Below are 242 nucleotides of genomic sequence, written 5' to 3' on the forward strand. Positions count from 1 at the left end.
GTATTACTTTGCGGCTGCAAAATGTGCCGTGGGATCAGGCGTTGGACCTGGTATTGAAAACCAAGGCGCTTGGTAAACGTCAGCTGGGATCTGTACTGTTGATTGCACCGGCTGAAGAAATTGCTGCCCGTGAAAAAATAGAGCTGGAAGCTGTACGTCAGGTGGAAGAGCTGGCTCCGCTGGTGCAAGAGTTCATGCAGTTCAAATATGCCAAGGCGGCGGATATCGCAACGATCCTGACT

At 51.2% G+C, this 242-nt stretch carries 1 pseudogene; it reads left to right on the forward strand.

The annotated features are described in order from the left end of the window. Positions 1 to 242 (forward strand): annotated as a pseudogene (locus Q4563_RS22050) (type IV pilus secretin PilQ); the annotation flags it as partial.

The organism is Gilvimarinus sp. 1_MG-2023 (genome assembly GCF_030548285.1).